The following is a 21,878-nucleotide window of genomic DNA, read 5'->3' as shown; positions in this document are numbered from 1 at the left end:
CGCTTACAGCTCGTCGCGGTCGCGCAGGCTCAGCGGTTCGTCGACCTCGGGCACGGCGATTTCCAGTCCATTGGAGCGCTCCACTTGCTGTTCGGACAGTAGCCCCTCGTTCATCCAGAAGCCGTCCTTGTCCAGCACAAACAGCTTGCCGGTCCTGGCCACGCCCTTCAGGAACACGGTGGGATACACCTCGGGGCCGCCCACCAGGACCAGGCTTTCCTGCGCCGAATAACTGGGCAGGTACTTCAACAACGCACCGGCCTGGCTCGACAGATAAAGACCCGGCGACGGCCGCGACAGCCCGCGCAACACCCTGATGAAATAGCTCAGGAAGGTCGGCGCCACGAAATGACGCGTCAGGGCGATATCCTTCGGCGCCCGGCTGTCGGTGGCCGGCATGCTGTTGTAGAGCAGATGGACACCCGCAACCGCATATTGCTGCGGAAAGTCCGGCAGGGGCGCTGGCGGCACCGCCGGTTGTACAGGGCCCAGCGGCCCGCTGTAGAACAGGCGCAGAATCAGCGACTGGTCGGCCCCGGCCGCTACCGGCAAGGTGGCCAGGAACGACGTGCCCGCCGCGTTGGCGAGTATCGCCGAGAGGTACTGTTTGCCCTGATACGGCGAAAGCTGGCGCCGGAGATAGCGCGCGGCATCATCCCCATCGGAAAAAACCGGACCGCAGGCCGCACGCCAAGGCGGCACAAACACCTCATTGACACCGGGCTGCCAGAACGTATCGACACGATTGCGCGTGGTCCAGACCTCGCCTCGGACCAACGTATCCAGGACCCCTTTGTCGAGCAGGCGATGGACGTAACTGAGCAGGGCCATCCGGCCCGCGCGTAACTGCTGCCGTGTTTCAAGCAGCGTGCCCCACGAATCCAGCTGCGCATCCGTGCCCAGGTATTGATACCTGAGCAGGGCACCGTCCGCGCATGACAGGTAAAACGTGAGTTGCTTGCCCCTGATGCCATGAATCGAGAAGCGGATGCCGATGTCCATGTCCGTGGGCGAAAAAAATGCCTGGTGCAGCGGGTCCGTGACCGGCGTGACGCTGTCGCTGCTGGCACACAGGTAGAAGCCTTCCAGCCCATAGCCCTGGGGGAAAAGACCGTCGGGAAAGACTTGTGTAAAATCACGATAGCTCTGGCGCACCAGCGGCATGCTGACCATGTAGTGCCCGTTTTTCTGCGATTTGAACACGTAGCCGAACTGCAGGTGTTCGCCATGCCGACGATGCTGATGGGCATACCGCACCGCGTCCTGCTCCTGGGTGAACAGCGGGCTGAACGCCGGGTCTGCCAGTGCGTTCCGGATCGCCAATGGCGCGGGGCGGTCACTATTGACGATGAAGGCGCCAGTGATCCGGCGTGGCGTGCCCCATGTCGGGCTGCCCTCCACCACCCGCAAGACACCCGCATTGGCCAGGCGCGTGACAAATTCGCCAGGCGCCAGCGCGGCATTGCGAATCTGACGTTCGAGCAGGTTTTCCAGGCGATCGAGTCGTGTCTCATCCAGGGGCAAAAGCTGTTTTCTCAGCGCTTCCTCCAGCGCGGAGCGGCTACGTGTGTAGCTCACCACACAGCCATCGGAACCCAGCAGGTACTCGCGGTTCAGGCGGGCGTCCTGGCCTGCGAGGGCCGATGAAATCACGCGGGTGGACAGCATGTTGCGATAGAGGCCGGCCTGCGCCAGTTCAAGTACGAAGGGCAACTCCCGGGCCGGGCTGGAGCGGTAACGTGCAACCACCGTATGGGCCGCCGGGAAGCCACCGGTACTGACCACCTCATCCGGGAAAATCCACTTGGGGTCGAAGTCTTCCTGGGGCACCTTGAGCGGTTCGGTGGCGACAAACAGGCCATCGGGACGCTGCAGAATCAACCCGCCCAGCAGACCATTGCCCTGCAGCAGCGAACGGACGTGCCGGGCCGCATCGTCCTGGGAGTGAAAGGCCGGGCCCAGGCGACGGCGGATGAAGTTGGCGTAGGGTCGCCAGGCCACGCCACCCTGGCCCACCACTCCCCGGCGGTCCCAGCACTGGCTGGTGTAGAGCACCCGCAGGTCCGCAGGCCGGGCGACCTGTGACACATAGCGCTGGACGTCCAGCGTCCCGTTGTGCAGGTTCATCCCGGCGATGATCACGCCCGTGCCGTCGGTGGTTTCCTTGAGCAGGGAAGATGCCGGAGGTTGGTAGCGCAACAAGGCGCCATCGTGTGTCGACACATACACCGGCAGTATCGCAGTGGCTGCCGGGCGCGGCAGATGCCGGGCATCCTGTTCGGCGCGCAGCAGCACCTCGGGGGTGATGAAGAACCGCGCCAGCCAGGCCTCGGTGGTGGGCAATCCCGCCGGCACCCATTGCTGCGAAAACAGCAGGCCGGCCAGCTCGAACCCCTTGGCGAATTCGCCACCGGCCAGATAACCGACGCCCCTGGAGGAGTCACTCAACCAACGCCCGCCGGAGGTGATCGCCAGCAGTTCACTGACCACAAACTCATCGCGCTGCGGATGCTTGAGGATGTACGCCGTGCAGCGTTGCGCATCCAGGTTCCTGCCGTACCAGCGCACATGGGCATTGAGTGCCGCGGCATCGAGACTGTCGAAGATCGCGCCGAACGCCGGTGCCTGCAGATCGACTTCGGCGTAGTCGAAGTTGGGCGTCCAGTCGCTGTAGACCCGGCCACGCGGCCCCCACAACGCGCTGCGCACCAGCACGCTCAAGGTGCCGGCATCGGCCAGCCGGGCGACGATGTCCACCGGTTTGAGCTGGCCGCTCTCCAGCCGTTCGAAATAGCCATGCTGGCCGGGCTCGCGCTGGGTATTGCTCAGTACCAGCAGCTCATTGGCAGAACCACTGGGGCGATAGCTGATCAGGTTATTCGGCGAACCGCTCAGATAGGCCGGCAGCCGCGATTCGATCACCGACCGGATTTCCACATCGGAGAACAGTGTGGCATTGACTTCCAGGTCGGCCAGCGTCCAGCCAAGACGCCGTTGGCGTTCCAGGTCAGCCACGGATAACGCGGTATGCGAACTGTAGCGCGCATAGAGCTGATGGTCCGCAGGCGGCACCAGATAAGCGCTGCCGTTGGCAGGGCGCAGCAGGTCGGAGGCGAAGCCGTCGTCGGAAATGGCCACCGGTTCAGTGAACACGAATCGCCCATCGTCCCGCTTGAGGACATACCCGGCATAGGCATTGCTGCGGCGAACGCCGATGCGTTCATGGGCATGCCGCGCGGCGTCGTCCGCGGTCAGGAACATCCCGCTCAAGGGCAGCGCGCCTGAGCCGAGCGGCAAGTGCTCGCTGTCATACAACGGCCCGAGGGTGTTCCACAGGCCGCCTTGCTGGACCACCGACAACTCCCCCGCGCGCATCACGCGGCGCACGAAATCCCGCGGCGACAATGTGCCGTCGAGCAAGGCCGCTTCATTGCCGTTGTCGGTCACGGTTTGTCCGTCGACGACAAACAGCTCGTTGGCAGACGAGGCACTCGGCACCTGCCAGTGCAGCAAAGCGTTATCAGCGGTGCGCAGATACAGCTTGAGACCGAGCGCGGCGATCTGCATACCGGCGCTGGCGATCGACTGTCTCATGGCATCCACCAGCACCGCCGGCGTAGCGAAACGCTTATAGAGCCATGCGTCCATGGGTGGCAGCCTCTGCGGCGCCTGTGCTGATTGGGCGTGATAGAGGCCCACCAGGCGATAGTTCGGCACCAGCCTTGGCTCACCGCGGTCCCCCACGGGAAACAGACTGTCCAGGGTCGTCCCCAACGGCGCCGGCAGCGTAGCGATGTAATTCGACGTGGTGCGGTGTTTCAGCACCACGCCCACCGCCGCCTGCCCCAGCAAGTCGACGCTGCTCAGGGCGACCAGCACCGCGCTGTGCCCCATCGACAGCAGCGGGGTAAAAAACGGCAGGTCCTGCACCGAGGTGACAGGGCTGCCCAGGGTCCAGCCGTGCAGCACACGCCCCCGCACCCCACCCCAGACCTTGCTGCCCACCACGACCCGCAAGTCCCCGGCCTGCGCCAGGTTCCACACCGCCCCCTCGAACGCGGTGAGAGGCTGCGCTGGCTCGACCCCCGTCAACTGCCGCAACAGGGACTGTTCCTGCTGGGAACCGCTGCTCGTGTACTTGAGCAATGCGCCGTCAGGACCGGACAGATAATGCACCGGGGTGAAATCACGGTGGGACAGGGCAAACACCTGATCGGCATTCGAGAAGAAGCTGCCGGTCAGCGCCACCTGGTCCGGGTTGAAGCCCGGGTTGTAGCGCTCCACCTCGCCAGGCTCGGCCGGATAGGAACGGTAGAAGCCCTGGCATTCATAAGAGGGCGGAGCAATGAACTGGGCGCGATCATCCGTGGCCAGGAGGGTGAGGAAGTCGAACCGCGCGCCGGTGCTGACTTGCGGCTCGGTGGCAAAGAAATGCCCGCCAGGCTTTTTCAGGATAACTCCACCGAACTCGCGCGCGCGTCGCGCCCCGATACGCCGGTGAGCCCACAGTGCCGCATCATCCGCAGACACAAACGCCGGGCTCAAGGCCGGCAGAGTGGCCACGGCGGTCGCGCCGCTCGGCAGGGACGGCGCGGCGGCAAACGCTCGCCAGTGCCGGTCAATCACGCCAGGCGGCCCCCATAGCGCATTGCCCAGGACCACCCGCAGGCGACTGACCCCAGCCAATTTGCGCACGCCTTCGGCAGGCGTATAGGTACCGTCCGCCAGGTCTCTGGCAATCAGGCTGCCGCCCGGCGCCGGCGCGAACAATCGCGTGAATGCGGCCTGGTCCGCCCCTTCCGGCTCCAGCACAAGCAGGCTGTCTGCCGCGCCGGAGAGGTAGCCCGGCACGCGCAGTTGATGAATCCTGTGGGCCTCCACGTCAGTAAAGCCCTGGAAGTAGACGCTGGCATCGTCGCGAGTCCACTTCGTCTTGAAGTCGGCATCGAGGTTCCCCCATGACAACGCCATGTGCGAGCCGAACCAGGCGTGCAGTTGATAACCACCGGGCAACGCCAACTGTTTGCTGTAAGCGTCCCACGGATAGAACCCCTGGAACCCATAAGGGTTGGTGCCCGCCTGCAGCAATTGCGTCAGTACAAAGTGCTGGTCGGGGTGCTTCAGAATCAGCGCCACATAAGCGCGGTCACGGCGCTCGCCCACCTGCGCATGGGCAAACTGTGCGGCCTTGTCGGCCGACGAAAACGCCTGGCCGAGGGTGGCCTGCTTGAACGGGAAGCGTGCATAGGGCGTCCAGTTGTTCTCGACCACGCCTTCCACGTCCCACAGCGGGCTGGTCTGTTCGACGCTCAACTCACCGGCTTCGGCCACCTGTTTCACAAACTGGCGCGGGGTCAGGGTTCCCGCCGCGAGGGCCAGGTCAAGGCCGGGCTCATCGGTGGTAAACAATCGCGTTTCCGCCGGTGAGCCGCTGAACCGGTAGCGCAGCAAGGCATTGTCCTTGGTGCGCAGGTACAGCGAGATGCCCAGCACGGAGGGCGCCGTATGCATGTAGCGGCGGGCCTTGCCGATGTAGGCCGCCAGCTCCCTGGGGCTGAAGAACTGTTGGTACAGCCACGGTTCCACCGTCGGAAACTGCGCCGGCACCGGCCGCGACAGATAGAAGAACCCCTGCAGGTGAAAGCCCTCCGGCAAGAGTGGCCCGCCCGCCAGCAAAGGCAGGTGGTTGTCGGTGGGCAACTGCTCTGCACTGCTGAGTACGAAGGGCTGGGTGGCGGCGAATTCATCGCGCAGCTCATGCTTGAGCAGCAGGGCCATCTGGCTGACATTGGGCATGCGCCGCATGCGCGCCTGCACGGCGTTGAGCGCCTGGGTGACCTCGGGATACACCGCCCCGCAGGCGATGGTGGGCTGGCCGCTGTTCAGTGGCAGATAGGGCCGCCAGTGCTGATCGATGACACCGGGCACCCCGCCCCAGTCATCGCTGGCGACCAGCAACGACAAGCGGCCTACCGACGCCACTTTCTTGATAAAGCCTTCGAGCGTGCCATCGTGACCATCGGCGGGCACGGCCGTGCTGACGTCGTCGATCCAGTCGACAAACTTGCGCTCGGCCTCGGAAAAACCCGGCTGGTACTTGAGCAGTACGCCCTGGGGGCCCGACAAGTAGGCGGTGCCGAACGCACGCCCTTCGTAGTGGTTGAAGACCACATCGCGGGTGGAAAAAAAGCTGTTGAAGATACGCACCTGGCGATCCCGATAACCGGGGTTGAGCGCCTTGATCTGGGCAAACTGGTCAGGGTGGGAATGCACCCCGCCCACCAGTTTGTAGCCCGCAGGATCGAGGAACTCGTTCTGCGCCCCGCGCTCCAGCAACAGCGAAAAGTCGAACGTCGCCGCCTTGCCGGGAATCGGCTCGGTGGCAAACACTTTGCTATCGGCCAGGCGCTGGAGAATGACACTGCCGTACTCGCGGTCGCGCTTGTCGCCAATGCGCTCGTGCACATAGCGTGCAGCATCGTCGGCACTGATAAACCCAGGGCTGAGGGTGTATCGAAGGCCCCTCGCTGCCGCGCGCTCCTCTCTGGATAAATGCTCTTGCATGACACTCCCTTGATCATGTTCGTCGTCGGTGCCCATGGGCACCGGGCTCGCACAACGCTTGCCATGCAGAAGCGTCCTCGCTTGAACCGCCCACAGGGCGCTGCATAGTTATCGAGGCCCCCAGGCACTCTTTAGGCGCATCCCCTGCACCGCCAACGCCCGCACGCTCCGCATTGGTGCGCCAGCGCCAGGCGCCGGGCTCCGCCCCCCGCAAAACCGGGCGTTTGGCCATCGGGCACAGCCCTTGCTAGTACCCCTTCAGCGTTCACATCGGCCTATCAAAAAAAACTAAACGTTTACGGAGACCGCACCATGAAGCGTCGCAGCTTGATCAAGGCTTTCACCCTGTCCGCCTCCATTGTCGCCATGGGCCTGACCTGGACCGTGCAGGCCGCCGAGACCATCAAGGTCGGCATCCTGCACTCGCTGTCCGGGACCATGGCCATCTCCGAAACGTCCCTCAAAGACATGGCGCTGATGACCATCGACGAGATCAACGCCAAGGGCGGCGTGAACGGCAAGATGCTTGAGCCGGTGGTGGTGGACCCGGCGTCGAACTGGCCGTTGTTCGCGGAAAAGGGCCGGCAGCTGCTGACCCAGGACAAGGTCGCCGTGGTGTTCGGCTGCTGGACCTCGGTGTCGCGCAAGTCGGTATTGCCGGTGTTCGAAGAGCTCAACGGCCTGCTGTTCTACCCGGTGCAATACGAGGGTGAAGAGATGTCGCCGAACGTGTTCTACACCGGTGCGGCGCCGAACCAGCAGGCGATCCCGGCGGTGGAATACCTGATGAGCGAAGAAGGCGGCAGCGCCAAGCGTTTCTTCCTGCTCGGCACCGACTACGTGTACCCGCGCACCACCAACAAGATCCTGCGTTCGTTCCTGCATTCCAAAGGCGTGGCGGACAAGGACATCGAAGAGGTCTACACCCCGTTCGGCCATGCCGATTACCAGACCATCGTCGCCAACATCAAGAAGTTCTCCGCCGGCGGCAAGACGGCGGTGATTTCCACCGTGAACGGCGACTCCAACGTGCCGTTCTACAAGGAGCTGGCCAACCAGGGTTTGAAGGCGACCGACGTACCGGTGGTGGCCTTCTCCGTGGGTGAAGAAGAACTGCGCGGCATCGACACCAAGCCGCTGGTGGGCAACCTCGCGGCCTGGAACTACTTCCAGTCAGTGGAGAACCCGGTGAACAAGAAGTTTGTCGCCGACTGGAAAGCCTACGCGAAGAAACACAACCTGCCGGGCGCGGACAAAGCGGTGACCAACGACCCGATGGAAGCCACCTACGTGGGCATCCACATGTGGGCGCAGGCAGCCGAGAAAGCCAAGTCCACCGACGTCGACAAAGTGCGCGAAGCCCTGGCCGGCCAGACCTTTGCCGCGCCATCGGGCTTTACCCTGACCATGGACAAGACCAACCACCACCTGCACAAGCCGGTGATGATCGGCGAGATCCAGTCCGACGGGCAGTTCTCGGTGGTGTGGCAGACCCAGGAGCCGATCCGGGCACAGCCGTGGAGCCCGTACATTCCTGGCAATGACAAGAAGCCGGACTATGCGGTGAAGAGCAACTAAGTCTCACGACAGATCAAAAATGTGGGAGGGGGCTTGCCCCCGATAGCTGAGTGTCAGGCGCTGCATGTGCTGACTGATGCACCGCAATCGGGGGCAAGCCCCCTCCCACAATTGACCGCGTACGATCAGGACAATTTGTATGCCCACTGCCCTGCACCGTTTCATCCTCACGGCCCTGCTGTTACTGCCTTTGGCAGTACATGCCGGCGACGCCGAAGACTTCCTGGCCGCCAACCCGACGCAACAAGCCAAGCTCCTCCAGGACTGGGCCGCGCAGCCTGACCCGGCGCGCATCGAGTTGGTGGACGCCTTGCAACAGGGCCAGCTCACGCTCAACGGTGAAACCAGGACCGTACGCCTGAACAACCGCCTGCGCGGCTTGATCGACAACGTGCAAGCCAGCCAGCAACTGCTCGCCGCCGACCCCAAGGTGCGCCTGGCCGCGGCACGCACCCTGCAAAAAAGCGCGCAACCGGCGCAACTCAAATTCCTCGACCAGCAGGTCGCCGCCGAGACCAATGAGGACGTGCACACCGCCCTCAGCCTGGCCCTGGCCAACCTGCAACTGGTCGACACCGACCCGGCCGTGCGCCTCGCCGCCGTGCGTTTGCTCGGCAGTACCGGCGACCCGCTGGCCCGCACCCGCCTCGAAGCGCTGCTGGCGCCCGGGGTGGAAACCGACGCCGCCGTGCACACCGCCGCCGAGACCAGCCTGGCCCAGGTCAAACGCAAACTGATGATGGGTGAAATCCTCGGCCAGGCCTTCAGCGGCATGTCCCTGGGCTCGATCCTGCTGCTGGCGGCCCTGGGTCTGGCGATCACCTTCGGCCTGCTCGGCGTGATCAACATGGCCCACGGCGAGATGCTGATGCTCGGCGCCTACTCCACCTATGTGGTGCAGTTGCTGATGCAGCGCTATGTGCCCCAGGCCATCGAGTTCTACCCGTTGATCGCACTGCCGGTGGCGTTCTTCGTCACCGCCGCCATCGGCATGGCCTTGGAGCGTACGGTGATTCGTCACCTGTATGGACGCCCGCTGGAAACCCTGCTCGCCACCTGGGGCATCAGCCTGATGCTGATCCAACTGGTGCGCCTGGTGTTCGGTGCGCAGAACGTCGAGGTCTCGAACCCTGCGTGGCTGTCCGGCGGGATCCAGGTGCTGCCCAACCTGGTGCTGCCCTACAACCGCATCGTGATCATCGCCTTCGCGCTGTTTGTAGTTGTGCTCACCTGGCTGCTGCTGAACAAGACCCGCCTGGGCCTCAACGTGCGCGCCGTGACCCAGAACCGCAACATGGCCGCCTGCTGCGGCGTACCCACCGGGCGGGTGGACATGCTCGCGTTTGGCCTGGGCTCCGGTATCGCGGGCTTGGGCGGCGTGGCGCTGAGCCAGATCGGCAACGTCGGCCCTGATCTCGGCCAGAGCTACATCATCGACTCGTTCCTGGTGGTGGTACTCGGCGGCGTCGGCCAGTTGGCCGGCAGCGTGATGGCAGCGTTCGGCCTGGGTATCGCCAACAAGATCCTGGAACCGCAGATCGGTGCCGTACTCGGCAAGATCCTGATCCTCGCGCTGATCATTCTGTTTATCCAGAAACGCCCGCAGGGACTCTTCGCACTGAAAGGACGGGTGATCGACTGATGAACCAGCCATTGATGCTCACGGCCACGCAAAAGGCCGGCCCCCAGGTGACGATTGCAGTCGGCGCGGTGGTGCTGTTGCTGCTGCTGGCCCTGCCGTTGTGTTCGCTGCTGTCGCCGGAAAACCCGCTGCATGTATCGGCCTACACCCTGACACTGGTGGGCAAGATCCTCTGCTACGCCATCGTCGCCCTGGCTCTGGACCTTGTGTGGGGCTACGCGGGGATGTTGTCCCTGGGCCACGGCCTGTTCTTCGCCCTCGGCGGTTATGCCATGGGCATGTACCTGATGCGCCAGGCCGCAGGCAGTGAGCTGCCGGCGTTCATGACGTTTTTGTCGTGGACCGAATTGCCCTGGTATTGGGTCGGCACCGAGCACTTCCTCTGGGCCCTGTGCCTGGTGGTGTTGGCGCCGGGCGTGCTGGCGCTGGTATTCGGCTTTTTCGCCTTCCGCTCGCGGATCAAGGGCGTGTATTTCTCGATCATGACCCAGGCGCTGACCTTTGCCGGGATGCTGTTGTTCTTTCGCAACGAGACCGGGTTCGGCGGCAATAACGGCTTCACCAACTTCCGCAGCATCCTCGGTTTCGGCATCACCGAACCGGGCACGCGGGCCGTGCTGTTCGTGGCCACGGTGGTGCTGCTGGTGGCGAGCCTGTACATCGGCTGGCGCCTGGCCCGGAGCAAGTTCGGCCGGGTGCTGACCGCCCTGCGCGATGCCGAGAACCGCCTGATGTTCTGCGGCTACGACCCGCGCGGCTTCAAATTGTTCGTGTGGGTGCTGAGCGCGGTGCTGTGCGGCCTGGCAGGCGCGTTGTACGTGCCGCAGGTGGGCATCATCAACCCGAGTGAAATGTCACCGACCAACTCCATCGAAGCCGCCGTGTGGGTGGCCCTGGGCGGGCGTGGCACGCTGATCGGGCCGTTGCTCGGCGCCGGCGTGGTCAACGGCATGAAGAGCTGGTTCACCGTGGCCTTCCCGGAGTACTGGCTGTTCTTCCTCGGGGCGCTGTTCATCATCGTCACCCTGTACCTGCCCAAGGGCGTTATCGGGCTGTTGAAGAAATGAGGAACGTCATGCTCGAACCTATTTTCGATGCGGGCAGCGGCCGCGATGCCATCGGCATCGGCCAGGCCGCAGGCACCGGCCTGAACACCCGCCATGGCACCATCCTGACCCTGGAAGATATCAGCGTCAGCTTCGATGGGTTCAAGGCGCTCAACGACTTGAACCTGTACATCGGCGTCGGTGAATTGCGCTGCATCATCGGCCCCAACGGCGCGGGCAAGACCACCCTGATGGACGTGATCACCGGCAAGACCCGGCCCAGCCACGGCAAGGCCTGGTTTGGCGAAACCCTCGACTTGACCAGCATGAGCGAAGTGCAGATCGCCCAGGCCGGCATCGGCCGCAAGTTCCAGAAGCCCACGGTGTTCGAAGCCCTGAGCGTGTTCGAAAACCTGGAGCTGGCGCAGAAGACCGACAAGTCAGTGTGGGCCAGCCTGCGTGCGCGCCTGAGCGGCGAGCAAAAGGATGGAATCGATGAAGTGCTCGATACCATCCGCCTCACCGCCTCAATGCATCGGCCCGCCGGCTTGCTCTCCCACGGCCAGAAGCAGTTCCTGGAAATCGGCATGCTGCTGATGCAAGACCCGCAACTGTTGCTGCTGGACGAACCGGTGGCGGGCATGACCGACGCCGAAACCGAATTCACCGCCGAACTGTTCAAGCGCCTGGCGGGCAAGCATTCGTTGATGGTGGTGGAACACGACATGGGCTTTGTCGGCTCGATTGCCGACCACGTCACCGTGTTGCACCAGGGCAGCGTGCTGGCCGAGGGATCGCTGGAACAGGTACAGGAAAATGAGCGGGTGATCGAGGTGTACCTCGGTCGCTAAGGAGAACTGAACATGCTGCAAGTCGACAAGCTGCACCAGTACTACGGCGGTAGCCACATCCTGCGCGGGCTGTCCTTTGACGTGAAGATCGGCGAAGTCACCTGCCTGCTCGGCCGTAACGGCGTGGGCAAGACCACCCTGCTCAAATGCCTGATGGGGTTGCTGCCGGCCAAGGAAGGCGTGGTGAACTGGGAGGGCAAGGCCATCACCGGCTTCAAGCCGCACCAGCGCGTGCACGCCGGCATCGCCTACGTGCCCCAGGGCCGGGAGATTTTCGGGCGGCTGACGGTGGAAGAAAACCTGTTGATGGGGCTGTCGCGTTTTCCCGGCGCCGAAGCCAAGGAAGTGCCGGCGTTTATCTATGAACTGTTCCCGGTTTTGCTGCAAATGAAGCACCGACGCGGCGGCGATTTGTCCGGCGGCCAGCAGCAACAGTTGGCCATCGGCCGCGCCCTGGCCAGCCGCCCGCGCCTGTTGATCCTCGATGAGCCCACCGAAGGCATCCAGCCCTCGGTGATCAAGGAGATCGGCGCCGTGATCAAGAAGCTCGCGGCGCGCGGCGATATGGCGATCCTGCTGGTGGAGCAGTTCTACGACTTTGCCGCCGAACTGGCCGACCAGTACCTGGTGATGTCGCGCGGTGAAATCGTGCAGCAGGGCCGTGGTGAAAATATGGAGAGTGAGGGTGTGCGCGGTTTGGTTACCATCTAACCTGTAGCGTCCTGACGATAAGCACAAGAAACCATGAACCTGCCCGTTTCCCCTGCCCTGTTCACTCCCAGCTGGCACGCCGAGCTGGACCTCGGCTACGCGCGTTTCGGCGACACCACGCGCCCGGTGATGCGCCGTCACCTTGGCCCGCTGCGGGTGCAAAAGCACCTGTACGCCGAAGGCCCCGAGGTGTGCCAGCACATCATCGTGCACCCGCCCGGCGGGATTGCCGGCGGCGACCGCCTGGATATCCGCGCCCATGTGGCCGAGGGTGCCTGGGCGCAATTGACTAGCCCCGGCGCGGCGAAGTGGTATCGCGCCAGCGGCCCGGCGTATCAGCAACTTGATCTCACGGTGGAGGCCGGCGCGACCCTGGAATGGCTGCCCCAGGAAACCATTGTGTTCAGCGCCGCCCAGGCCGAACTCAGCACCCGCATCGACCTGCACGGCGATGCCCGGCTGTTCTACTGGGACGTGATCGCCCTGGGGCGTCCGGCCAGTGGCGAGCGCTTCGACCTGGGCCACTTTCAATCGCACCTGGATATCCGCCGCGACGGCCAGTTGCTCTGGCACGAGCGCCAGCGCATTGTGGGCGCCGATGGCCTGCTCGACTCGCCCATCGGCCTGGACGGCCAACCGGTGTTCGCCACCCTGCTGGTGACCGGCGATATCGAGCCCGAATTACTCGAACACTGCCGCGCCCTGCCCCACGCCGTGCGCGGCGACCTGACCCAACTGCCCGGCTTGCTGGTCGCCCGCTGCCTGGCCAGTGAAGCGCTGCTGGCGCGGGGGTGGTTAATTGATTTATGGAAACTGTTACGCCCGGCGGTGCTAGGACGGGAAGCAGTCTCACCACGAATATGGAGCACATGAAGATCAAAATGTGGGAGGGGGCTTGCTCCCGATGGCGGTGGGTCAGTGAAAGATGTATTGCCTGACACCCCCCATCGGGGGCAAGCCCCCTCCCACACTTGATCTCTGTTGTATTTAAGAATGCATTCTTTGAAGGACCTTGAACCATGGACCTGACCCCACGGGAAAAAGACAAACTGCTGATCTTCACCGCCGGCTTAGTCGCCGAACGGCGCCTGGCGCGCGGTGTGAAGCTCAACTACCCGGAAACCATCGCCTATATCTCCGCCGCCTTGATGGAAGGCGCCCGCGATGGCCGCACCGTGGCCGACCTGATGCACTACGGCACCACCCTGCTCAGCCGTGAACAAGTGATGGAAGGCATCCCGGAAATGATCCCGGATATCCAGGTGGAAGCCACCTTCCCCGACGGCACCAAGCTGGTGACCGTCCACCAACCCATCGCGTGAGACACGGCCATGATTCGTGATGCAACCGAGCAAGACCTGCCGGCGATCCGCGACATCTACAACGACGCGGTACTCAACACCACGGCGATCTGGAACGAACAACCGGTGGACCTGGCTAACCGCCAGGCCTGGTTCAGTGCACGACAGGCCCAGGGCTATCCGATCCTGGTCGCAGTGGAGAACGATGAAGTCACCGGCTACGCCTCTTTCGGCGACTGGCGCCCGTTCGAGGGCTTTCGCTACAGCGTCGAACACTCGGTGTACGTACGCAACGACCAGCGCGGCAAGGGCCTCGGCCCACGGCTGATGCAAACCCTGATCGAGCGCGCCCGCAGTGGCGGCAAACACGTCATGGTGGCGGCCATCGAAAGCGGCAACCTGGCCTCGATCCGCCTGCACGAGCGCCTGGGTTTCGTCACCACCGGGCAAATGCCTCAGGTGGGCATCAAGTTCAGCCGCTGGCTGGACCTGACCTTTATGCAACTGACATTGAATCCGGGCGCGCAACCGCCCAAGGAGTGAGTTCGATGAACGCCGCGCAACTGCGTCGAGTCAATGCTGAAAGTTTTGCCCACTACCGTCGGGGCCTGATCGAGCTGTTGCTGGATGCGGTCAAGCACGGTGCGTCGGTGGGTTTCATGGCCGACTTCGATGAAGCCCAGGCCCGTGCCTATCTGGACGGGGTACAGGCGAGCATTGAAGACGCCAGCCTGTTGCTGTGGGTGGTGGTGCGCGATGAGCAGGTGATCGCCAGCGTGCAGTTGGCGCTGTGCCAGAAAGCCAACGGCCTGAACCGCGCCGAAGTGCAAAAGCTGCTGGTGCACAGCAACGCGCGGCGCCACGGCCTGGGCCAACAATTGATGAACGCCCTGGAACTCGCCGCGCGCCAGCACAAGCGCGGCCTGCTGTACCTGGACACCGAAGCCGGTTCGCCTGCCGAAGCCTTCTACCAGTCGCTGCGCTACACCAAGATCGGTGAACTGCCCGACTACTGCCAAAGCCCGGACGGGCGCTACAGCCCGACCGCCATCTACTTCAAGACCCTGGGGCAACCTGCATGATTCCTGGCGAATATCAGATCCAGCCTGGCGAGATCGAACTCAACGTCGGCCGACGCACCGTCACCCTCAGCGTGGCCAACAGCGGCGACCGGCCGATCCAGGTGGGTTCGCACTACCATTTTTTCGAGACCAATGACGCGCTGACATTTGACCGCCCATTGAGCCGCGGCATGCGCCTGAATATTCCGGCGGGCACGGCGGTGCGGTTCGAGCCGGGGCAGAGCCGTGAGGTCGAGCTGGTGGATTTGAGCGGCGGTCGGCGGGTGTTCGGGTTTGCCGGGCGGATCATGGGCGACCTTTAGGGCCTCATCGGGGGCAAGCCCCCTCCCACAGGGGAACGCATTCCAAAGGTGGGAGGGGGCTTGCCCCCGATAGCGATTTCACATTCAACACAAATATTTCAGGGCACACACATGAAAATCAGCCGCCAAGCCTACGCCGACATGTACGGCCCCACCGTCGGTGACAAGGTCCGCCTGGCCGACACCGAGCTGTTCGTCGAAGTCGAGCAGGATTTCACCGTCTACGGCGAAGAAGTGAAATTCGGCGGCGGCAAAGTGATCCGCGACGGCCAGGGCCAGAGCCAATTGCTCGCCCATGAAGTCGTCGACACCCTGATCACCAACGCGCTGATCATCGACCACTGGGGCATCGTCAAGGCCGACGTCGGCTTGAAGAACGGCCGCATCTACGCGATCGGCAAGGCCGGTAACCCGGATATCCAGCCCGGCGTGACCATGGCCATCGGCGCCAGCACCGAAGTGATCGCCGGCGAAGGCATGATCCTCACCGCCGGCGGCATCGACTCCCACGTGCATTTCATCTGCCCGCAGCAGATCGAAGAGGCGCTGACCAGCGGTGTCACCACCATGATCGGCGGCGGCACCGGGCCGGCCACCGGCACCAACGCCACCACCTGCACCTCCGGGCCCTGGCACCTGGCGCGCATGCTGCAGGCCAGCGACTCGTTCCCGATGAACATCGGGTTTACCGGCAAGGGCAACGCCAGCTTGCCCGAGCCGTTGATCGAGCAGGTCAAGGCCGGCGCCATCGGCTTGAAGCTGCACGAAGACTGGGGCACCACGCCCGCCAGCATCGACAACTGCCTGAGCGTCGCCGACCAGTACGACGTGCAGGTGGCGATCCACAGTGACACCCTCAACGAATCCGGCTTTGTCGAAACCACCCTGGCCGCGCTCAAGGGCCGCACCATCCACACCTACCACACCGAAGGTGCCGGTGGCGGCCACGCGCCGGACATCATCAAGGCCTGCGGCTTTCCCAACGTGCTGCCCAGCTCCACCAACCCGACGCGGCCGTTCACGCGCAACACCATCGACGAACACCTGGACATGTTGATGGTCTGCCATCACCTGGACCCGAGTATTGCCGAAGACGTGGCCTTCGCCGAAAGCCGCATCCGCCGCGAGACCATCGCTGCCGAAGACATCCTGCACGACCTCGGCGCGTTCTCGATGATCAGCTCCGACAGCCAGGCCATGGGCCGCGTCGGTGAAGTGATCACGCGCACCTGGCAGACCGCCGACAAGATGAAGAAACAGCGCGGCGCCCTGCCCGGTGACGGCCCGGGCAACGATAACTTCCGCGCCAAGCGCTACATCGCCAAGTACACCATCAACCCGGCGATCACCCATGGCATCAGCCATATCGTCGGCTCCATCGAAGTGGGCAAGTGGGCTGACCTGGTGCTGTGGCGCCCGGCGTTCTTCGGCATCAAGCCGACCCTGATCCTCAAGGGCGGCGCGATTGCTTCCAGCCTGATGGGCGATGCCAATGCGTCGATCCCCACCCCGCAGCCGGTGCACTACCGCCCGATGTTCGCCAGTTTCGGCAGCTCATTGCATGCCACCAGCCTGACCTTTATCAGCCAGGCAGCCCTGGACGCAGGCTTGCCGCAAGCCCTGGGCCTGAAGAAACAGATTGGGGTGGTGAAAGGGTGTCGCGATGTGCAGAAAACCGACCTGATCCACAACGATTACCTGCCGGATATCGAAGTGGACCCACAGACCTATCAGGTCAAGGCCGACGGGGTGCTGCTGTGGTGTGAGCCGGCGGATGTGTTGCCGATGGCGCAGCGGTATTTCCTGTTCTGACTTGAAACCTGTGGTGAGGGAGCTTGTGCCCTCACCACAAATCCCCTTAGAACTGCTCGCGCGGATTGAACGCGGCTTTTTTTGCCAGCTCCTGCCACAACGCTTTCACGTCGTCATCGCCTGCCGGCGGCATCACCGCCTTGAGCTGCACGTACAGGAAGCCACGCTGCCCGGCCTTGTTCAGCAAGCCGTGGCCCTTGGCGCGCATGCGCTGCCCGTTCTGGCTGCCGGCCGGCACCTTGAGGTTGATCTTGCCGGTCAGGGTCGGCACGGCCACTTCCGCGCCCAGCGCCAATTCCCATGGTGCCAGCGGCAGGTTGATGATCAGGTTTTCGCCGTCCACTTCGAACTTGGGGTGCGGCGCAAACTTGACGATCAGGTACAGATCGCCGTTGGCCCCACCGCCAACACCCGGTGCGCCCTGGCCCTTGAGGCGAATACGCTCACCGTCGGCGACACCGGCGGGGATCTTCACGTTCAGGCTCTTGGTGGTGTTGCTGACATGCCGGCCCGAGGCGTCGTATTGCGGCACCTGGAAGCTGATCTGCTTGGACTCGGTGGACAGTGTCTCTTCGAGGAACACCGACAGCTGCATCTCCACGTCCTGGCCCTTGCGCCCGGTTGGACGGCGCTGGCCGCCACCGAAGGCATCGCCACGCCCGCCAAAGATCGAGCTGAAGAAGTCGGAGAAATCCTCGGTGCCCTGGCCACCGCCAAACCCGCCACGGCTCTGCCAACCCGGCGGGCCCTGGAACGGTTGGCCATGCTGGCCGTATTTGCGCAGTTCGTCGTATTCGGCGCGCTTGTCGGCGCTTTTAAGCGCTTCATAGGCTTCGGACGCGTCCTTGAACTTGGCTTCGGCGTCTTTTTCCTTGCTCACGTCCGGGTGATATTTGCGCGCGAGCTTGCGATAGGCAGCCTTGATTTCCTTGTCATCGGCGCTCGGCTCGACACCCAGAATCTTGTAGTAGTCTTTGAAATCCATCGGCGGTTCACCATCCTTAATCGAGATCGCACAGCCCGGGGCACAACGTGCGCTGGTTTGCACCTGTTGAGTCTTGTGGCCTGGGGGTGCGTCAAAGTGTTATCGGCGCTTGCCGTATGCACCAGATGTGGGGGCGAATGCCGAACTTTCAAGCACGATTTAACGGATGGTCGGCCTACGCATCCGCCCTCGACTGGCATACACTGCGCGGCCGTTTTTCAACCGGAACCCGATAGACATGAAAAACCCATCCCCAGCCCGTGCCTGCGGTATCGACTTCGGCACGTCCAACTCCACCGTCGGCTGGATCCGCCCCGGCATGGAAACGCTTATCGCGCTGGAGGACGACAAGATCACCCTGCCGTCGGTGGTGTTCTTCAACTTCGAGGAGCGCCGCCCGGTCTACGGTCGCCTGGCCCTGCACGAATACCTGGAGAACTACGAAGGCCGGCTGATGCGCTCCCTCAAGAGCCTGCTGGGTTCCAAGTTGATCAAGCACGACACCAGCGTATTGGGCACGGCGATGCCGTTCACCGACCTGCTGGCGCTGTTTATCGGCCAGCTCAAGAGCCGCGCCGAAACCACCGCCGGCCGCGAGTTCGAAGAAGTGGTGCTGGGCCGCCCGGTGTTTTTCGTCGATGACGACCCGATGGCCGACCAGGAAGCCGAAAACACCCTGGTCGACGTAGCGCGCAAGATCGGTTTCAAGGACATTTCGTTCCAGTACGAACCGATTGCCGCCGCGTTCGACTACGAGTCCACCATCGAGAAGGAAGAACTGGTACTGATCGTCGACATCGGCGGGGGTACGTCAGACTTTTCGCTGGTGCGCCTGTCCCCGGACCGCCGCCACAACGACAACCGCCAGGACGACATCCTCGCCACCGGCGGCGTGCACATCGGCGGGACCGACTTCGACAAGCAACTGTCCCTGGCCGGCATCATGCCGCTGTTCGGCTACGGCAGCCGCATGAAAAGCGGCGCCTACATGCCCACCAGCCACCACATGAACCTGGCGACCTGGCACACCATCAACTCGGTGTACTCGCAGAAATCCCAGCTGGCCCTGGGCAGCATGCGCTATGACATCGAAGACACCGGCGGCATCGATCGCCTGTTCAAGCTGATCGAACAGCGCGCCGGGCACTGGCTGGCCATGGAAGTGGAAGAGACCAAGATCCAGCTCACCCACGAAGACAACCGCCACGTGCTGCTGGACCGGGTTGAGCCGGGGTTGAGCGTGGACCTGAGCCGCGCACTGTTCGAGTCGGCCATCGATGGCTTGCTGGAGCGCGTGCGCAACAGCGTAACGCAGTTGCTCACCGATGCTTCGGTGGCAGTGGCCCAGGTGGACACGGTGTTCTTTACCGGCGGTTCCAGCGGCATCCCGGCGCTGCGCCACAGCATCTCGGCCATGCTGCCGAATGCCCGGCATGTGGAAGGCAATATCTTCGGCAGTATCGGCAGCGGCTTGGCGATTGAGGCGAGCAAGCGCTACGGCTGCTGAATTTCACCTGAAATACCGTGGCGACTTCATCGGGGGCAAGCCCCCTCCCACACTGACCGTGTTCACAAGTCGACCTGTGTAGACACAGTAAATGTGGGAGGGGGCTTGCCCCCGATGGGGCCCGCCCAGGCAACACACGCCTTAAACCATCCCGCCGAGCTTCAGCTCACTCTTCAGATACGCATAGTAAATCGGCCCCGCCACCACCCCCGGCAAACCAAACGCCGCTTCAAACACCAGCATCGCCAGGAGCAACTCCCACGACTTGGCACTGATCTGCCCGCCGACAATGCGCGCGTTGAGGAAGTACTCGACCTTGTGGATCACGATCAGATACCCCAGCGCCGCCACCGCCACCCAGATCGACAGCGACAGCGCGACGATGGTGATCAGGGTGTTGGACATCAGGTTGCCGATCACCGGCAACAGGCCGAGCAGGAAGGTCAGCACGATCAGGGTCTTGGTCAGCGGCAGGTGGATGCCGCACAGCGGAAGCACCACGGCGAGGAACACGGCGGTGAAGGCGGTGTTGAGCGCGGCAATCTTGATCTGTGCGAAGACGATGTTGCGAAAGGCCTGGACCAGCAGGTGCAGGCGGTCGAACAGCGCCGCGGCCAGGGGCTTGCGTTTGGTCAGGTCGGGCACCCGCTGCAGGGCGATGATCGCACCGAGCACCATGCCGATCAGCAGGGTAACGAACATGTGGGCGGCGTCTTTGCCGACCAGTTGCAGTTCGCTCAGGTGCTTGCTCAGCCAGTCGCCGATGGCCACGCGGAATTCGGCCGCGCTGGCGGGCAGGTAGGCATCGAGGAACGGCGGCAGTTGACCACGCGCGCGGTCGACCACGCCCATGAATTTATCCAGGGAGGCGCCGGGGTTTTCCGCTTCATGAAGCAGGAAGCTGATGGCGCCGGCGAAGATCAGGGCCAGCACGCTGACGATCAGGGTGCCGAGCAAGGCCACCGCCAGCCAGCGCGCGCGGCGCCCTTCGATCAGCCGTTGCAGTTGGGGGGTGAGCATGTTGACCAGTTCATAGACCAACAGGCCGGCCAGCAGGCTGGGCAGCAACTTCAGCGGCAATACCAGCAGCAACCCGCCGAAAATGATGATGTAGCTGGCCAGCAATAACACGTGACGCTGAGAAAACGTTGGCATACAGCCTCAAAACGAACGGCGTTAAAGGATGTGTAGGAGCGAGCTTGCTCGCGAAGGCCGCCAACGATAACGCGTTTATTCTGAATAAACGCGGGGTAATTGCGTTCTTCGCGAGCAAGCTCGCTCCTACAGAGGGGCTGTGTGCGAGTGTCGCAGCCTTCTGGGGCCTGGGGCTATCAATTCTTCAGGCAGGTGCTCATGAACGTCTTGCGCGCATCGCCGGTCAACGCCTTGGTTTTCGCCGACGCATTGCAATCCTTCATCTTCTGCTGTTGCGGGGTGAGCGTCTTCGCATCATTGGCCGCCGGCGCCGACAGGCAGGTTTTCATGAAAGCCTTGCGCTCGTCGCCCTTGAGCGTCTTGGTGGTGGCTTCGGCATTGCAGGTGGTCATCTTGTTTTGCTGGGCGGTGGCGGCAAAGCCCTGGGAACACAGCAGCAGGCCCATCATCAACAGCGGAATACGCAGCATCTTCATGGAGTTTTCTCCCTGTTACCGTGCCGGGAGGCACGGCCTACCCAGCAGTGTAGCCAAACCTTGTTACATCTTCATCGGCTGCGAATATTCGTCCGCCGGTACTGCTCCGGGGTGCAGCCGGCCTGGCGCTGGAACATCGCGATAAACGCCGAGGCGCTGCTGTAGCCGAGGTCAAACGCCACATTTTGCACACTGCGCTCACTGTCGAGGGCTTCGATGGCGGCGAGGTAGCGCAAGCGCTGGCGCCATTCGCCGAAGCTCATGCCCAGCTCGCGCACAAATTGTCGCGCCAGGGTGCGCTCGCTCACATGCACCTGCTCGGCCCAGTGGGCCAGGGGGCGGTTGTCAGCGGGGTCGGCCTGCATGCCTTCCAACACGCCGAGCAGCCCGGGGTGGCGGGCGTAGGGCAAAAAACCCTCGTGGATCGGCGCCTGCCTGAGCTGATCGACCAGCACCTGGGCCAGGCGGATGTCGGCCTCGGTGTGCGGGATGTTGACGTCACGCTGGGCGAAGTCGCTGAGGATGGCCTTGAGGATGTCGCTGATGGCCAGGGTGCAAGGCTGCTTGGGCAAGTGCTCGCAGAGCGGCGGCGAAAGGCCCACCGAACGGTAGACAATCGCCTCGGCGTTGTAGGAGCTGTGTTCGGTATTGGGTGGGACCCACACCGCGTACTGCGGCGGCGATATAAAGCGGTTGCCGGCCACTTCCATGCGCATCACGCCGCTGGCGGAGTAGTCCAGCGAGCCCCAGACATGCTGGTGCGGGGTGCACTCAGTGTCGGGGGCAAAGTCGGAGTAACGGAAGTACACGGGGCTTGGCAGGCGGGCAAAGTCCGCGAGGCGTACGGTGTGTCGGGCCATATTGTC

17 protein-coding genes are annotated in these 21,878 nt (G+C 63.4%); 12 read left to right on the top strand and 5 right to left on the bottom strand.

Features of this window, described 5'->3' with window-relative positions; genetic code table 11:
- Nucleotides 1-3: 3 nt before the first annotated feature.
- Nucleotides 4-6,564: a DUF4329 domain-containing protein gene (locus tag BB029_RS23110; protein WP_168166833.1), complete on the bottom strand. Its 6,561-nt coding sequence runs from the start codon at nucleotides 6,562-6,564 to the stop codon at nucleotides 4-6.
- 312 nt (nucleotides 6,565-6,876) lie between these two features.
- Between BB029_RS23110 and urtA the strand changes: the two genes are divergently transcribed.
- The 11 genes from urtA (at nucleotide 6,877) to ureC (ending at nucleotide 16,889) form a co-directional block, all read left to right on the top strand.
- Entirely contained in the window at nucleotides 6,877-8,142 is a 1,266-nt protein-coding gene (gene urtA, locus BB029_RS23105) for an urea ABC transporter substrate-binding protein (RefSeq protein ID WP_027607732.1), read from the top strand.
- A 139-nt stretch (nucleotides 8,143-8,281) separates the two neighbouring features.
- Nucleotides 8,282-9,784, top strand: a complete 1,503-nt coding sequence (gene urtB / locus BB029_RS23100; RefSeq protein ID WP_065940910.1) for an urea ABC transporter permease subunit UrtB — start codon at nucleotides 8,282-8,284, stop codon at nucleotides 9,782-9,784.
- Entirely contained in the window at nucleotides 9,784-10,851 is a 1,068-nt protein-coding gene (urtC, locus tag BB029_RS23095) for an urea ABC transporter permease subunit UrtC (RefSeq protein WP_065940909.1), read from the top strand. Before urtB ends, urtC begins: the two co-directional genes overlap by 1 nt.
- Nucleotides 10,848-11,681, top strand: coding sequence for an urea ABC transporter ATP-binding protein UrtD (urtD, locus tag BB029_RS23090; RefSeq protein ID WP_043293781.1), 834 nt, complete (start codon nucleotides 10,848-10,850; stop codon nucleotides 11,679-11,681). The genes urtC and urtD overlap by 4 nt, the downstream gene beginning before the upstream one ends.
- Before the next feature lie 12 nt (nucleotides 11,682-11,693).
- The gene (urtE, locus tag BB029_RS23085) at nucleotides 11,694-12,392 is read left to right on the top strand and encodes an urea ABC transporter ATP-binding subunit UrtE (RefSeq protein WP_065940908.1); all 699 of its coding nucleotides are present in this window, start codon (nucleotides 11,694-11,696) and stop codon (nucleotides 12,390-12,392) included.
- 33 nt (nucleotides 12,393-12,425) lie between these two features.
- Complete coding sequence (locus BB029_RS23080) at nucleotides 12,426-13,265, top strand: urease accessory protein UreD (protein ID WP_027607727.1); 840 nt, start codon at nucleotides 12,426-12,428, stop codon at nucleotides 13,263-13,265.
- Nucleotides 13,266-13,411: 146 nt separating this feature from the next.
- Nucleotides 13,412-13,714 (top strand): urease subunit gamma, encoded by a 303-nt coding sequence (ureA, locus tag BB029_RS23075; RefSeq protein WP_003171437.1) that lies wholly within the window; start codon nucleotides 13,412-13,414, stop codon nucleotides 13,712-13,714.
- Between the two features lie 9 nt (nucleotides 13,715-13,723).
- Nucleotides 13,724-14,236 carry a GNAT family N-acetyltransferase gene (locus BB029_RS23070; RefSeq protein ID WP_065940907.1) on the top strand — a complete coding sequence of 171 codons (513 nt, stop codon included), beginning with the start codon at nucleotides 13,724-13,726 and terminating at the stop codon, nucleotides 14,234-14,236.
- 5 nt (nucleotides 14,237-14,241) lie between these two features.
- Nucleotides 14,242-14,775 (top strand): GNAT family N-acetyltransferase, encoded by a 534-nt coding sequence (locus tag BB029_RS23065; RefSeq protein ID WP_065940906.1) that lies wholly within the window; start codon nucleotides 14,242-14,244, stop codon nucleotides 14,773-14,775.
- Complete coding sequence (locus BB029_RS23060) at nucleotides 14,772-15,077, top strand: urease subunit beta (RefSeq protein WP_027607724.1); 306 nt, start codon at nucleotides 14,772-14,774, stop codon at nucleotides 15,075-15,077. Before BB029_RS23065 ends, BB029_RS23060 begins: the two co-directional genes overlap by 4 nt.
- A gap of 111 nt (nucleotides 15,078-15,188) precedes the next feature.
- Complete coding sequence (gene ureC, locus BB029_RS23055; protein WP_065940905.1) at nucleotides 15,189-16,889, top strand: urease subunit alpha; 1,701 nt, start codon at nucleotides 15,189-15,191, stop codon at nucleotides 16,887-16,889.
- 46 nt (nucleotides 16,890-16,935) lie between these two features.
- Here the strand turns inward: ureC and BB029_RS23050 are convergent, their stop codons facing one another.
- The gene (locus tag BB029_RS23050; protein ID WP_027607722.1) at nucleotides 16,936-17,874 is read right to left on the bottom strand and encodes a DnaJ C-terminal domain-containing protein; all 939 of its coding nucleotides are present in this window, start codon (nucleotides 17,872-17,874) and stop codon (nucleotides 16,936-16,938) included.
- A gap of 238 nt (nucleotides 17,875-18,112) precedes the next feature.
- Between BB029_RS23050 and BB029_RS23045 the strand changes: the two genes are divergently transcribed.
- Nucleotides 18,113-19,381, top strand: a complete 1,269-nt coding sequence (locus tag BB029_RS23045) for an Hsp70 family protein (protein ID WP_065940904.1) — start codon at nucleotides 18,113-18,115, stop codon at nucleotides 19,379-19,381.
- A 141-nt stretch (nucleotides 19,382-19,522) separates the two neighbouring features.
- Here the strand turns inward: BB029_RS23045 and BB029_RS23040 are convergent, their stop codons facing one another.
- The 3 genes from BB029_RS23040 to BB029_RS23030 form a co-directional block, all read right to left on the bottom strand.
- Nucleotides 19,523-20,536, bottom strand: a complete 1,014-nt coding sequence (locus BB029_RS23040) for an AI-2E family transporter (protein WP_027607720.1) — start codon at nucleotides 20,534-20,536, stop codon at nucleotides 19,523-19,525.
- 176 nt (nucleotides 20,537-20,712) lie between these two features.
- Nucleotides 20,713-21,012, bottom strand: a complete 300-nt coding sequence (locus tag BB029_RS23035) for a PsiF family protein (RefSeq protein WP_027607719.1) — start codon at nucleotides 21,010-21,012, stop codon at nucleotides 20,713-20,715.
- A gap of 71 nt (nucleotides 21,013-21,083) precedes the next feature.
- Nucleotides 21,084-21,872 carry a helix-turn-helix transcriptional regulator gene (locus BB029_RS23030; protein WP_065940903.1) on the bottom strand — a complete coding sequence of 263 codons (789 nt, stop codon included), beginning with the start codon at nucleotides 21,870-21,872 and terminating at the stop codon, nucleotides 21,084-21,086.
- Nucleotides 21,873-21,878 lie beyond the last annotated feature (6 nt).

The sequence above is a fragment of the Pseudomonas sp. S3E12 genome, from assembly GCF_001702295.1.
Lineage (GTDB): Bacteria > Pseudomonadota > Gammaproteobacteria > Pseudomonadales > Pseudomonadaceae > Aquipseudomonas > Aquipseudomonas marginalis.
Note: the sequence above shows the minus strand (reverse complement) of the source record. Positions and strands in the feature narration are given on the sequence as shown.

What these genes read in the sequence shown, in the direction of transcription:
- BB029_RS23110 (WP_168166833.1), bottom strand. Translation starts at nt 6,564, where the DNA reads ATGCAAGAGCATTTATCCAGAGAGGAGCGCGCGGCAGCGAGGGGCCTT.
- urtA (WP_027607732.1), top strand. Translation starts at nt 6,877, where the DNA reads ATGAAGCGTCGCAGCTTGATCAAGGCTTTCACCCTGTCCGCCTCCATT.
- urtB (WP_065940910.1), top strand. Translation starts at nt 8,282, where the DNA reads ATGCCCACTGCCCTGCACCGTTTCATCCTCACGGCCCTGCTGTTACTG.
- urtC (WP_065940909.1), top strand. Translation starts at nt 9,784, where the DNA reads ATGAACCAGCCATTGATGCTCACGGCCACGCAAAAGGCCGGCCCCCAG.
- urtD (WP_043293781.1), top strand. Translation starts at nt 10,848, where the DNA reads ATGAGGAACGTCATGCTCGAACCTATTTTCGATGCGGGCAGCGGCCGC.
- urtE (WP_065940908.1), top strand. Translation starts at nt 11,694, where the DNA reads ATGCTGCAAGTCGACAAGCTGCACCAGTACTACGGCGGTAGCCACATC.
- BB029_RS23080 (WP_027607727.1), top strand. Translation starts at nt 12,426, where the DNA reads ATGAACCTGCCCGTTTCCCCTGCCCTGTTCACTCCCAGCTGGCACGCC.
- ureA (WP_003171437.1), top strand. Translation starts at nt 13,412, where the DNA reads ATGGACCTGACCCCACGGGAAAAAGACAAACTGCTGATCTTCACCGCC.
- BB029_RS23070 (WP_065940907.1), top strand. Translation starts at nt 13,724, where the DNA reads ATGATTCGTGATGCAACCGAGCAAGACCTGCCGGCGATCCGCGACATC.
- BB029_RS23065 (WP_065940906.1), top strand. Translation starts at nt 14,242, where the DNA reads ATGAACGCCGCGCAACTGCGTCGAGTCAATGCTGAAAGTTTTGCCCAC.
- BB029_RS23060 (WP_027607724.1), top strand. Translation starts at nt 14,772, where the DNA reads ATGATTCCTGGCGAATATCAGATCCAGCCTGGCGAGATCGAACTCAAC.
- ureC (WP_065940905.1), top strand. Translation starts at nt 15,189, where the DNA reads ATGAAAATCAGCCGCCAAGCCTACGCCGACATGTACGGCCCCACCGTC.
- BB029_RS23050 (WP_027607722.1), bottom strand. Translation starts at nt 17,874, where the DNA reads ATGGATTTCAAAGACTACTACAAGATTCTGGGTGTCGAGCCGAGCGCC.
- BB029_RS23045 (WP_065940904.1), top strand. Translation starts at nt 18,113, where the DNA reads ATGAAAAACCCATCCCCAGCCCGTGCCTGCGGTATCGACTTCGGCACG.
- BB029_RS23040 (WP_027607720.1), bottom strand. Translation starts at nt 20,536, where the DNA reads ATGCCAACGTTTTCTCAGCGTCACGTGTTATTGCTGGCCAGCTACATC.
- BB029_RS23035 (WP_027607719.1), bottom strand. Translation starts at nt 21,012, where the DNA reads ATGAAGATGCTGCGTATTCCGCTGTTGATGATGGGCCTGCTGCTGTGT.
- BB029_RS23030 (WP_065940903.1), bottom strand. Translation starts at nt 21,872, where the DNA reads ATGGCCCGACACACCGTACGCCTCGCGGACTTTGCCCGCCTGCCAAGC.